Source organism: Legionella rowbothamii (assembly GCF_900639985.1).
In the GTDB taxonomy this organism is placed as follows: domain Bacteria; phylum Pseudomonadota; class Gammaproteobacteria; order Legionellales; family Legionellaceae; genus Legionella; species Legionella rowbothamii.
On sequence record NZ_CAAAIM010000016.1, the window covers coordinates 1 to 13554 of the forward strand.

Sequence of the window (13554 nt, forward strand, 5' to 3'; positions counted from 1 at the left end):
ATGTTCCTTAGAGAGATTCATTTGCTCTGGGGGAACATCGTACAAATAATATTCTGCTTTATCATGCTGGATTAATAATTTTATAGCGCTCCAATCCTTGCCCTGAATTCGTTGCAACAATTTCTTAACGGACTCTTTGTCCCTGTCCAGGGTAAAGGAGGAAGTTGCTTTTTTTGGTTGCTTTATTATTCTTCTTTCGGGAGATGGGCTTTCAACGGGTAATGGATGAGTAGGGGATGTAGGTAAATGATGGACTCTAATCGCAGCCGCCTGGTTAATATTTCCTTCTTCTCGGTGGTATTTTTCTTGGGCGAGCCATTTGAGTTCTTCTTGCTCAGGAGTGGTCGATTTTAGTTCTGAGGTATGAAGTTCATTCATGGGATGTACCCCTAAAAGGAGTTCTACAATCTCCGATTGCATCCAGCGTTTCTGTTCTTCGTAAATAAATAAACGCTGTTGAGCGCGTTTAATAGCTACATAAAGTGTATTAAGCGCATTCCATTGTTCTATGGAGTATTCTTGTTTTATAGAGGGATCTAATTGAGTGATTTCAGGGGCATGACTAAAGGGATTCCAAAGAATCACCGTATCATAATCTAAGCCTATCGCTTGAGCGGGAGTTAGAACATTGATGCATTTAAGTTTTTTTTGAACCTCAGCAATGACTTCCTCATCTGATGTAAAGACAATAACGGCTGTACCTGCTAATGCACCATAAGTATCGCCGATTTCTTGGAAGGATTGAGCGTTGATCCAACTAATTCTTCCTTTAGTAGTCAATGCGGATTGGACGTTTTTATAAGCTCTTTTTTTTCGATCGGCATCCAGCTTATGCTTTGTTTCATTTATCCGGTTTCCTAAAGCAGTGATTTCAGGGGGACTACGCCAGTCTTGAGTAAGAATTTCTTCAGAATAGTTCCCACAATGAATATGCAACAGAGTTTCAAAGCAATTTTGAATGTAAGGCGAAGAAAACAAGCATTGATCACTATCTAAAGCACTTACTAGATGATGGTTTAATGCCAAAGGTATCAAAGACCTAAGAGCAACGGGGGGTAGATTTTGCGCTTCATCCAAATAGATGCTTGCATNTAATTGACCTTGCTTGGCTTTATCTCCAGAATAATGGCATTGGCGTTTTCCAAGCGTCAAGTATTTAGGGGTGCCTAATGCGGTCATTAAACTAAATTCATAATGAACATTTTTACTAGGGTAAGTGCACCCCTGCTTTTTTAACCAGTCAGCAAATTCGGCCCCCTTTACTAACGAGCAGTGGGGGTAGGCATTTTGCAATAAATTTTCCCAAGTTCTAAAAATCACTAAATCAGGAGCATAGGGCATCTCCTGTTTATATTGTTTTTCATGCTTATCAACTAAGCCGGCGGATGGACTAAGAAATAGTACTTTAGGCGGACTCGAGGAGCTGGCTTGTTCTCTCTCCATTTCTGAATTCAAATAGCGTAGCATCTGAGTATAAACTAAACTCGTTTTTCCTGAACCAGGGGCGCCCATAAAAATAACTGGCGCAGGAACTTTTCGCGCGATTTGTTGGCTTTCATCGAGCAACAAAATTTTAGTCATGTAAGAAACTGCTGGCTTCCAGTTTAATTGCTCTTTATTGGGGTTTAACACGGGTGCGGTTTCCGGTTCAGCTTCAAGCTCTAGAAAAGCCTCATGTCCACCTTGTGAATGGGCAAGCAAACGCCTTAATTTATTATAGTCATGGTCTTCCATCACGGTTAAGATCATGAGCGTTTTTTTTTCTTCATACTCTTCATGGGTATAAACTAAGCGATATTTGTCATTGATTTTGGCTCGATACACTGGCTTACCGAGGTAAGTCATATTGACTAATTGTTTGGTTTGAGTTTTTTCCCCTGATGCTATAGCTAGAATTAAGTCTTGGTGTAACATCAGCTCTTCTTGGCTGGTGTGAATATCGTGATAAAGTATAGGAAGCATAAGTATCCTTAGTTTAAATAAAAAATGTTGTATATCGTTGAAACATATGCCGCAAAAAAAGAATATGGCTGACACTAAAACATACCAATAAGAGGATGGTTTTAGTGTGCTGAAAAGTTGAGCTAAAAATCTAATGAGGACAGTTGCCGCGTGCTCGCAATATACCTACCTGGAAGCAGTTTTATCAGATTGCTGCAAAGCCACGACCAGAATCAGTTCATGGCTTTCGTGCCCTAGATTGTTTGTTTAAATGTTTCAATTAACCGATCGTCCTCCAGTGCCCCTCAGCTGATAATAGGATTGTTTCAAAGCAGCTAATGCGCCTACGCCAGTAGGCGCTAAACTAATAGATACCCTGCAACCGCTACCCATAATCCCATCATCAACTTATCAAGGCTTTTAAAGAGGCCTGAACAAATGCAAGCACGACCTCTTTTGATGAATGTTTATTTATTAAATTAAATGTCTCTGTAAACTAGTTTATGAAGTTAAGACTTAACCTAGTTAGTGAACAAAAGTTATATACTGAATTAAATTAATCTTAATCAAACTCATGTTGTACAAATTTTATCAAGATTGCTTTAAATTGAGAATGCGTTCATTTTGAAATTAATTTATTCCAAAATGGAAATTTTGAGGATACACGTTTGCAAAACCATTTTGGAATCTTGCCTATTAAACGATACCCCATTTTTTTATAAAAATATGCTCCCTCTGTGGGAGCTCAACTCAGATAGATCACTTTTTTGGGTTTTTCATAGGACACCCTGTAATCTATATCCGAAAATGAAGGCGTATATTAGTTCATTTAATGCATTTAAACTTGTTGAGTGCTCATCTTTTGGGGGGATTCGCAACTAAGTGAGCAGGACCGATTCTGTGGGCAAGCCCTAACATCTATCTATTCGCTATTCGGCTTACAAGAATATAGTTCGGGATGAATCAATAAGAGAATGCAATTTTTTATCGACTAAGGAGAGTTAAGTACATGAAAGAGAGTAATGGATTCATTTTTCGAGCACAAGGATGAGCAGCAAATTTATGATGTTGCCTATTTTAAGTGGACTATATTGCCCAGGATTACAGGCTTCCTGCGTCAACATTTCTATTACAAGTGGCACCCAGACCATGCTAAATCCAACAATCGACAATAGTGGATGTAGTGCTGCTAGCGGTATCGGATATAGCGCAGCTACTGGAGGAAGTTTAATTATTAATAACAATTCGCTTGATAATGCGAATTATACCAACACAACCAATGTACTAAATGAGCTTCCGCTGAAAAAGTTAAGTATAGTAAAGATGATTTATCGATTTTATCGGCGTATTTTAGGGAGAATTTTAACCTCTATGGTGTTTTTGATTTGTCCAAGTCACGACAGACAATGCCATTACAGTTTGGTATTAATAGGGATTAAAAATTGAACATGACCCTTTTTTACGGGGATTCCGGCTGGGGGGGGGAGAAATCTCTTTGTAGTTTCCGTTGGCCAGTACACACCAAATCGGCATCACAGCAGACATAACGCCAAAGAAAGGGGCCTGTCACTGATATTCATTGCGCCTAAAAACTCAACAGACACTCTTTCTTGCGTTAACATAAGGTAATTTGACGATGCCTTATTAGCTCTTAAAAAATTTTTGTTCCGGGCTTTGTGCCTAGAAACTCTTATTTCCAGGTGAAATTGACATCAAATGATCTTCAATCTCCGAATAATTTAAATACGAAGCTAATTCTTGTGCAGTAATCTCAATGCATTGATTGTCCGGAAAAATCCGATAAGTAGCCCGAAAATCCGTCTTTGCCCCATCCGCTAAAAGTATTTGGACCATATCTGCTCGCTGCAAAAGCACCGCCTCATGTAAATAAGTAGTGTTCTTTTCATTTTTTATATATCGCGGATGGTGTAATTTTGATGTTTCATATTCAGTAAACTTTAAAACGACCCTCTGCATTGCAGCAGAGTCTGTGATCGGTTCAGGACTATCTTCTTTAGGAAAGTAATCTTGCAAGCTGGTTGAGACAATCCTCTACACAAACAACGTGATTATCTTTTTAATCGGATAAAAAATATCTTCCTCTCCTGGAATGAAACATAGGCAGTTTCGGTCTGGATAGGTAAAGACAATAATTGCTCCCTGTCTCCTGAGTTGGAGTAATGCAAACTACAACTCTCCACGAGATATAGATTCGGCGACTGACTTTGTCTATTGATATCAGCAAAAACTCTCTTTTGTAAGAAATAATCAAATTGGCTTTGGTCAGTAAAAATGACCCAAATTTGGTCGGACACCGTAGGATCTGGAGGAAATTTATTATGCAATACAGGTTGATTGAACTTAATTTCCACAGTATAATTTGGCACCATTATGGGTCGAGTTTGCTCACCATCTATTTAATATAGACCAAATGTCGATGATTTAATAAAAATGGTTTTATCTTTCGATATTCTTCTTGACGGTTCGACTTGCAAATCTATAACAAAGAGAGTTTTAAAGTGTCTGAAATTAAAAGCAACAATTCTGAATTACCGCATTCGCCAAGCTTAGATAAACCAAATACAAAAAAACGTTTAAAATCTGAGTCATCAACACCGCCAAGTATGCCGACGAAAAAAAACAAACATAATACCACCTTTCCTAAACCCCCTTTAACATTCGCAGGTGAAGTGTTTCTTTTCTTAAATCAAAGCAAGTATTCTGCCCCAATTCCCTCTTTAAGCGCCGGAATTTCTCGGCCCCCTCTAACTCAGACCCAAGAAACCGCAATTCCAGTCGTCCAGGAAAATAGCCAAGCTTCAATCTTGGTTAGCCATGCACAGCATAGCGACTCAACTTCAGCTAAGGCCTGTGCTCCAAAGGCGGTGAAAGAAACTACACTTCCTGATAAAGAGAGTCTAGATCTTATAAGTATTCTAAACGATATAGGGACAACCGATCTATTAAAAAAATTATCCAATGGTGCTAAAGGATACAATCTATCTGCTTACAAAATTAAACATACAAAAAAAGAGAAATTTATTTCAGCCATTCAACGAATTCTTGATATAGATAAGGTTGAACTCGTTGCAGACAATAAAGTATATATCTCTAGGGATACGATTAATGAATATTTTAAAAAATTTGAAAAAACGGTAAAGCCTATGCTATTGCCGAAAGATGAGAATAGAAAAATATTAATATTAAAACTTTTCATCCGTGTTTTTTCTATCCCAGTAGTTGAAGCTATTAGAGAATATAACATTCCTTTAATTAATATGGAGGACTATACTGGCAAAACATATTCAGCTGCGGTGGAAAAAATTCTGAATTATCGCCACACTGTCCCCACAGAAAATAACACATTTTCCTTACGTTTTAGCGGAAAGAGCGGAAGTGCGATTTCTGATCGTTTTATCATCCATGAGATATCTAACACCCGAAAAAAAATGAATAAATCAAATCAGGAGACTTGGAATGACGATCGCCATTTACATATGTCGATTTTTCCTGCAATTGATAAGTTTCTGGGGAAGAGCAAGCCTGACACATTTGAAAGTAAGCATATCCAATCTCAAATTAATCGCAGATCCCCACCTACCCATTTTAGGCCTACCGCGGTAATTGATATATACAATTATCTGGTCCAAGAAAATATTATTAGTGCAAATACAGCAATCAATTTTTTCGATTCATCTATAGGGTGGCTAGATAGATTAACGGCAGCCATTCTTTGTAACAACGGGAAAGCATTTAAGGGTTATGTTGGTTTCGACCCCAACCCTAAAGTGATTACTGCAGGGAATGAGCTTATAGCGGATTTAAAACCAAAATATAACCCTGATTTTAATGCAAAATTGTATCAGCAAGGAATCGAAACGGTGAATTCAAATGAGATAGTCAAACGCATTGGAGGTTATTCTCCATTTGGATTTACCTCCCCTCCATTTTTTGACGCTCAAGAAAAATATGGCCTCAATGGAAGTAATGAAAATGCTCAAGCCTGGAAGCTTTATAGCACAAAGGACGAATATAAGAGACTTTTTTTAAAACCGTTACTGCAAATAAACTTTAATATCCTTACTGCTGGAGGTGTTTTTGGATTACATTTTAAGGAAAAACAGCTCTTGTTAGATACATTAGAACTAATTAACGATGGTATTAATAATGCCAGCATGCAAATGAAGGTTTGGCGTGAAGGAGTTTATTATCCTAAAGGAGGACCAAAGACATCTTCAGAGATAATTTATTTATTCAGACGTCCCAATCGTATTGAAGAGATACCGACCTCTTTAATATCAGTGGAAGAGAAGATGCAACAGCAAGCCTGTAGTAGTGTTGAATATTCTCTTTCGGAGAATGCTAATAAACCAACACCTATTTATTTTCATAGTGATGCATATAAAGATAATGACGCGTCTTTTAAAGAAATTTTAAATCAAGAACTAAATCAACAGGAGGTTCTTGTGCCAAAAGTCAGCGTATTCAGCTCAAAGATGGTATTTTTTTCATCGCCCTCTTTGAATCAGAGTCCCGCAGATCTAATGCCAGAGCAGCAACAGCCTCGGACAACGCCAAGGCACTAATCTTGAAGCGTTATTAATACGGGGCTACTATTAGCCCCATAGTTGATGATTTCCTAAGAAAAAGGTTGTTGGACTGAGGCATGGTCTTAGCCACTATCAGAGTCATTAAATGATGTTCAGTGAGGTCTTTTTGCTAGAGGTTTTATACACAAGCTATAATTGGCTGTAAGTGTTTTCAGGGGCAGCGTCAAGTTCAATTTGTACTATAGACTTTATTTTTATCTCGCGATGCTGGAAAGAAAGCCGAAAATATACCTGCAAACATTGGTATTTCTGAGCCATTTTTGATTAACGACAATTCCTTTCCTTTGAAAAGATGTTCATAGAGAGTAATTAGTAATTAACAATACTGCATTAGTAAGAGGTCTTGGTATATCTATTTCTAGACCTCTTTCTATAGAATTGCTGCTTCCGCTTTTTCCTCGATCATAGGAAATTCAATCGCTTCGGTAGTGGCAAATAGTCTTGGTGATGAGCCCGTATTTTTAGTGTGGATTGGAGGTATTTGCGTATATGGAGGCCAGACCGTTAGAATCGTGGTAATTAAAGACATATGTATATACTTTGCTTCTACAAATTTGTTTATCTTTTATGCTCGCTTTTGCTTGCCTCTCCAAGGCGGGCCTCTATCAAATCAATTTCTCTTACAAGTCGGCGGGATGTTGCATCCGAAATCTTACGCTTCCTTGCCATAAGAAAAATATGATTACGTTCTGCCTTCAATCCTGTTCGCCACAGCTCACGTTCTGCTTTGTCCGCCTTTCGCAGTGTATCCACTTCAGCATCCATACTTTCCATGCGCCGCTGATATACAGCTATTGCTCGTAACGCAGCGCTGGAATAAAGTTCAGCATCGGTCGCCGCGTTAGTCACTAAGTCATGCTGCTTTTGTTCAATCGCCATTATTGCAGCCTGTGCTGATTCGTATCGTGCTAAATCTTCTTCCCGCACCTCTTTGTCATCAGTGGGTAATTCTAATCCTTTTAGCAACCAGGGAAGAGCGAGGCTGGCAGCCAATAACGACATTAGAATTACTGCCATGGCCAAAAAAATTGCTAGTGCTCGATCTGGGAATGGCGTCCCATCAGGCATTACCAACGGCAAGGTCATAATACCAGCTAATGTTATTGCCCCTCGAACTCCCGCAAGAGATGCTGCGGCGACTAGGCGCCAATGTGCATACTTCGTCCCTATCTTGCCGCGACGCTGTGAGCGCCACATCCATAACCGAAATGCCCCCCAAACCCACACAAATCGGAGCGTTGCCAAACCAATATTTATAGCTAATGCATAAACAATTAAAAATCCTGCTTCTTTATGATTCGTTTGTTGTACTGTTGAAACAGCTGAACTTATAATTTCGGGAAATTGCTCACCCAATAATACAAACACAATGCCATTGAGTGAAAACTGTACTGTATTCCATACAGTTGTTCGTTGAATACGGGTGGCAGCAAGTGCACGCCCACTGAGTTCGACATAGCTCATAGTAATGCCCGCTGAAACTGCTGCTAGAATACCTGATGCGTGTACTTCTTCAGCAATGAGATACGCAGCAAAAGGTATCAGTAAATTAATGAGAATAGCCGAGCCACTATCTTCACCGATTTTTAATGCCAGTCCCCGCTGAGTCAAGCTGATTCCCCAAGTAACCCCGACTCCTATAAACAATCCCGCTAAGGCTACCCAAAGGAATGTCAGTGAAGCTGACACGGGTGAGAATGTGCCTGTCATTGCAGCAGCTACCGCAAAACGAAAACATACAAGACCAGAGGCGTCGTTGAGAAGAGATTCACCTTCAAGGATATGCATAAGGCGCTTTGGAATAGGGACACGTGCTGCAATTGCACCAACCGCAACCGGATCAGTTGGTGACACAATAGCTGCTAGTGCAAAAGCTATTGCTAAAGGCATTGTCGGAATCATCCAGTGAATTAATAAGCCAATTCCAATTACAGTCAACAAAACCAGTCCTAAAGCTAGGGCCAAGATCATGGTTCGATCACGAAACAAGCCTTCTTTGGGAATTCGCCATCCATCTAAAAACAATAATGGAGGCAGAAATAAAAGGAAAAAGACATTCGGGTCCAGTGTAACTTCTTGTTCAGTGATGCTGGCAATGGTGATGCCAAGTGTTATCTGTACTAAAGGTTCAGGCAATGAAAACGGCAACATTCTAACAATATAACTACTAGCAATTACTGAAAGTAGCATAATTAACACAACTTCTATCGAATGCATACAATCTCCGTCTTATCGAGAGGATTTATAATCATTTTTTAATATATCACTTTTATCTTTTTTTATTGAGAGGTTGAACAATATTCATATTTTCTGGCTTAATTAAAACATTCATTCAACACAAGGTGCCTTAAAGTAACGTTTAAGCTAGACCGAGATTTCTGCAAATACTATCAAAGATAACCATGATAACTTTACCAAGCACTATCAAATCAACTATTTTTATCGCTCTTTACAATAAATCCATCAAGGCATGCCTTCAGTAATTATCAAAGCAGCTAATCTATATCTAGGCGTAGAACTAAAGATTAAAACTGATAAAAAAGGTGTGTTGATATTAATATTAAAAATCAGTAAGAAGGGTGTTGAGATAAGTTCAGTTTATGGTGTTGCAGATGCACTTGTTGCTGTTTCGGAATATGCTGGAGGATTTACGTAGACAGCCCGAAGGGATGCGGAGTAAATCTTTATGCAGCCGTAGAGTCATTGGTGCAGGCTGGCTTCCGCTTTACTCGTCCAGAGCAAACGAGCCGGATACAGGACGGTCGCGGCCTTTAACCTGTCGCGTTGGCGAGTGAATTATGGGGACTAGTATGCCCCAGAATTTTTAACGAGGTAGCGACACGCTTGCGCTCTTTTCTTACGTAATAAAAAGTTAAGTTGACGGAGCCAACGGCAGAGATGTGTATAAGATGATGTCGTTAGCAACCCGGTTCCCTTTACTTACGTTTTTTGATGCTGGATTCATAAGGATTTTCATACTGTTCGTCCGTATTTTTACGTTTTCGCTCCTTATTATCGGTTACATTAAATAAGTTGTACCTGCTTAAATAACTTTCCTGCGGGAGGAATGTGTCTTGCTCTTCAGCGAGCAGATTTTGTTGTGCAAAAGCTTCAATTAAAGCCTCTTGTTGGAAATTATTTAAGAGATCCTCCAAACTATAGTTTTGATAATCACCTTCTGTCGGTCGTGCTGCTACAATGTCGGAGGTGATTAACTGCTGCTGTAAAAGAGCGTTAATTAAATCCCATTGTTGGTAAACACAGAGTAGATAAAGGGTATTAACCCCGCTACAGCCACCTACTCTAGGTGTTTCTGCCAGCATCTGTGAAGTAATTAATTGTTTCTGCAACAGCGTGTTAATTAACTCCCATTGTTGATTGTATGTTAAAAGCAATAATAAATTGATGCCTTGATTGAGTCCTGAGGAGACGATAGGAGAGAGAAGCTCTGTAGTGATTAATTCGTTCTGATTGAATAGTCTTTTAAGAATCTCCCATTGCTGATAATTGCCTAATAGATAAAGTATCGACTCTTTCTCTTCCGTACCATTAAAAGGGGTTGTTGTGCGAGGTATCGCAGCCAGCATGGACGTCGTAATTAATTGTTTTTTTAACAAAATATCAACTAAATCCCATTGTTGATTTTTCACTAAAATCCACAATAAACTAGTTTCCGGCAATATGGGGTTTTTCGTTCTAAATTCGAGTAGCTCCGTAGTCATTAATCCTTCCTGGTTAAATAATGCTTTAAGCATCCCCCAGCGCTGAATGCAAGCTAACCAATAAGGCAAGGGCGTTACTTCATGATTTCCCACAGATAAAGCGCCCAGCATATCTGGGGTAATTAATTGTTTTTGTGAAAGAATGTTAATTAATTTTTCTTGTTTGGCTGCTGCCAAAACCCATAATATATTGAATCGTTTAGCAGATCCGGAAAACTGTGTAGCCCTGAGTAGTTCTGAGGTAATTAATTCTTCCTGCCTGAATAATTTTTCAAGTATATTCCACTCTTTGTTTTTGATTAGTAAAGACAGCACATTCATACCTTGTAGACTTTGCATCTCAGGGCTCATAACCGTAGATGCTAACATGGGGGTTGTAATTAACTGTTCCTCTAGCAGATGATTAAATAAATCCATTTCTCGGTACCAGCAGAGTAGGCTCAGTACATTTACTCCTTGGTATTTGCCTTGAAGCGGCGAAACCTCCAGCATCGATGGTGTAATTAAGTCTTGCTCTAAAAGAATGTCAATTAATTCCCATTGTTTCTTGCATACTAAAAGGAGTAAAATATTTATTCCTTGATCTACTCCGTTCTGTCTTATCGGTTCTAATAATTCGATGGTAATTTCTTCTCGGTCTAAAAGTTCTTCGATGGCTTCCCATTGTTCATTAATACACAATAGGAATAGCGCATTACACCCATAATATTCACTGTCTTCATTTGACGGCGAATCCTTGAGTTGTTCTAAGGTGATTAGCTCGGAATCCTGCAGTTCATCAAATAGCTCCCATTTTTCTGCGGCAATGATAGCCCATAATACATTAACGTACCGATGACCTAGATAATGAGTGGGCGCTAAGAGGTTTTCTTGTGTAAGCCATTCTTGCTCCGCAAAATCATGAATAAGATTCCAACACTGGGCATGTGCGGCATATCCGAGTAGGGTTGTTATTCCTATTTCTTCAAAATCACCGCTTAAATTTAATATGGAGTTCATAAAGCTATGGGATACTATTGGGTTTGGTCTGGAATATAAATGCTCTAATAGTTTCTGTGGATAACGGCTTATTAGATCTTGTAAACCAGTTTGGTCTTCTTGGAAGTAACGTTTTAGAAACTCTCCGCGTTGTATACGGTTTAAACCCATGATGCAGTGAATTAATCTCATGTCCCAGATTAGTTTAATAAATTGTTCATCTAAAGGGGTTAATATATTTAAGACTTTGTCTTGTTGCTTTGGAAACTGTTGGAATAACTGCTCCAGTATTTGGCAGTAATGAGTTTTATCGTCATGGGATAAGCGCTCTGTGTTAATACTTTCAATGTGTTCTAGGGTTAGTAACTCAGGCTGCTGGTCGTTTTCAGCCCAAAGCAGACCATTATGAAAACGAAGTATAAGATCGGGCGTAATATGTAAGCTGAACCGATTATTTGGTTCAATATACTTTTCACTAAACCTTTTGATGATTTTGGGTTCTAAGTTCTCATTTAGGGTCGATAACTTAAGAATAGAAATGGTGTAGTTTGTATCATCCAGCTCAACGAAATCATAAAAGCCCAGGGTAATTAAAGCTCCATATTTTTGATTCCATTGCTCCAGTACATTGCTGATCAAGGTGCTTTCTTCGGCATATAGGGAATTATTATTGTTATCTTGGCCAATTTCAGAGCTATTTACTGAGGAGATATTCGTTCTAAGCGCATTCATTTTTTCACTCAGCTTGGCATGCAGAGCGCTCCATTCACTTCGAAGTTTGATGAGCAAAAGCTCAAGCATCGGACGGGGTGCGAACTCCTCCTGCAACATTTTTTTGTGATAAAAGAACACTGAGGGAGAAATATCTTTCTCAATGCCGCTAATGTAGCTGTCTTCTTGTTCCGATAATCCAAAGTCTTGGGCTACCTCATTACAAAAAGTATTTGTATAGTGAATTTCAAAAGATTCAAAATCATCCTCATCCCCAAATCGATCTTGAATGTAGGGAAGGGTATTTTGTTGAATGAATTCTGTTTTTATCTGCTGTATGGTCTCATTGATGCCTGTGCAGGCTTTTAGAGCATTTTTTGCATTTTGAATGTTGGTTTGGATTCCATCTGCACACACACTTAAGCCTATTTGTAATTCCGTGAGAATCTTTGTTTTTTCATCAAGAAAAATTTGCTCGTTTTTCAATAAGAGCACTAATTCTTCTAGATTTTTTTTCCCTTCATTAAAGAATATTTCCTCGCTCTTTTCATAATAGTTGTTTTGGTCAAATAAATATTTTCTAAAGAGTTCAAATGCAGGGTGTTTTTCTTCATGCCGTGCAAGCTCATCATTGAGCATTACACAACAGTTATGCTCATGACACCAAGCTTCCAGGGTACACAATAATTTATTGTACTGGTTTTTAAAGGCGCTAAAATCAGTGCTTTCTTGAAAATCTTCTAATTGTGCTTTGATATCTATTTGATAATCACGGGAAAAATATAATGGTTCTTCACCATAAATGACAGAAAAACCAGGGGTTGCATCTTGGATGTCAGGACGCATAAATGAATCATTAAAAATTTGATGAGGCATGAATAATCTACTTTCAAAAGATATGCACCTATATTCTATCAATAGAACAAATTTTTTTCATTAAAAGGCGGGTTTATTCCTTGATAAAAAAAATGGCATCGTCATCGCACCATCAACTAAACTTTTTAACCTGCAAAAAGTAGACTTGTCGAGTTTTGGCGTAAAGAATCTCAGAGGCTGCGCCTTGCCAAATTTCTTTAGCCTTCTGAAATTGAATTCTTCGTTGATGAGCTGTGTTGGTATAGCGCTTACGTTGACTGCAAAGAGATTCTTGGTGCTCCCCATGAGTACTATGACGCTCTGCGCCCCTGCGGGCGATTTAGAACGGATGAGGCATTTTTCTTTTCTGCGCATGGGCTGATGGGCATTTTCCACTCGGTTATTGAGCCCTTTATGCGAGCGATGCTGCGTGCCTTGACACATCTGGCGAATCGGTTTTGAGTAGCTCCTTAGCTTGTCTGGTATGATAGCCCGTGGTTTTGGATAGGTGTTCAATAGACGAGACAGGAAACGGAAGGCCGCCTTTTTATTACGTCGCTTTTGCAGAAATATATCCAGCTTATAACCCTCCTCATCCACGGCACGCCATAGATAATAAGTCGCTCCTCCAATGCGCGCAGTTGCTGCTCATCCAGGTGCCATCTATCCGATGGTCTGAACATTCTCTTCTTAATCACGTGTTTAGAATAACCGCCAAATTTAAGGCACCATTGACG

At 39.0% G+C, this 13554-nt stretch carries 8 protein-coding genes; 3 read left to right on the forward strand and 5 right to left on the reverse strand.

Annotated elements, in window-relative coordinates; genetic code table 11:
• The first annotated feature begins 2988 nt into the window (after positions 1 to 2988).
• Positions 2989 to 3387: a hypothetical protein gene (locus E1P08_RS16260; protein WP_133138023.1), complete on the forward strand. Its 399-nt coding sequence runs from the start codon at positions 2989 to 2991 to the stop codon at positions 3385 to 3387.
• Positions 3388 to 3621: 234 nt separating this feature from the next.
• Here the strand turns inward: E1P08_RS16260 and E1P08_RS16265 are convergent, their stop codons facing one another.
• Entirely contained in the window at positions 3622 to 3975 is a 354-nt protein-coding gene (locus E1P08_RS16265) for an ankyrin repeat domain-containing protein (RefSeq protein WP_133138024.1), read from the reverse strand.
• Between the two features lie 485 nt (positions 3976 to 4460).
• On the opposite strand from E1P08_RS16265, the gene E1P08_RS16270 reads away from it, so the two are divergent.
• Positions 4461 to 6527 carry a hypothetical protein gene (locus E1P08_RS16270; RefSeq protein ID WP_133138025.1) on the forward strand — a complete coding sequence of 689 codons (2067 nt, stop codon included), beginning with the start codon at positions 4461 to 4463 and terminating at the stop codon, positions 6525 to 6527.
• A gap of 394 nt (positions 6528 to 6921) precedes the next feature.
• Here E1P08_RS16270 and E1P08_RS17275 read toward each other — a convergent pair whose 3' ends face one another.
• Positions 6922 to 7080, reverse strand: coding sequence for a hypothetical protein (locus E1P08_RS17275; RefSeq protein WP_165485219.1), 159 nt, complete (start codon positions 7078 to 7080; stop codon positions 6922 to 6924).
• 29 nt (positions 7081 to 7109) lie between these two features.
• Positions 7110 to 8768, reverse strand: a complete 1659-nt coding sequence (locus tag E1P08_RS16275; protein WP_133138026.1) for a Na+/H+ antiporter — start codon at positions 8766 to 8768, stop codon at positions 7110 to 7112.
• 253 nt (positions 8769 to 9021) lie between these two features.
• Between E1P08_RS16275 and E1P08_RS16280 the strand changes: the two genes are divergently transcribed.
• Entirely contained in the window at positions 9022 to 9207 is a 186-nt protein-coding gene (locus tag E1P08_RS16280; RefSeq protein WP_133138027.1) for a hypothetical protein, read from the forward strand.
• Between the two features lie 280 nt (positions 9208 to 9487).
• Here the strand turns inward: E1P08_RS16280 and E1P08_RS16285 are convergent, their stop codons facing one another.
• Complete coding sequence (locus E1P08_RS16285; RefSeq protein WP_133138028.1) at positions 9488 to 12838, reverse strand: hypothetical protein; 3351 nt, start codon at positions 12836 to 12838, stop codon at positions 9488 to 9490.
• Between the two features lie 60 nt (positions 12839 to 12898).
• Entirely contained in the window at positions 12899 to 13417 is a 519-nt protein-coding gene (locus E1P08_RS16290) for a DDE-type integrase/transposase/recombinase (protein WP_165485220.1), read from the reverse strand.
• Positions 13418 to 13554: the final 137 nt, after the last annotated feature.

Coding starts and splice junctions, on each gene's coding strand:
- E1P08_RS16260 (WP_133138023.1), top strand. CDS start 2,989: ATGAGCAGCAAATTTATGATGTTGCCTATTTTAAGTGGACTATATTGC.
- E1P08_RS17275 (WP_165485219.1), bottom strand. CDS start 7,080: ATGTCTTTAATTACCACGATTCTAACGGTCTGGCCTCCATATACGCAA.
- E1P08_RS16275 (WP_133138026.1), bottom strand. CDS start 8,768: ATGCATTCGATAGAAGTTGTGTTAATTATGCTACTTTCAGTAATTGCT.
- E1P08_RS16280 (WP_133138027.1), top strand. CDS start 9,022: ATGCCTTCAGTAATTATCAAAGCAGCTAATCTATATCTAGGCGTAGAA.
- E1P08_RS16285 (WP_133138028.1), bottom strand. CDS start 12,838: ATGCCTCATCAAATTTTTAATGATTCATTTATGCGTCCTGACATCCAA.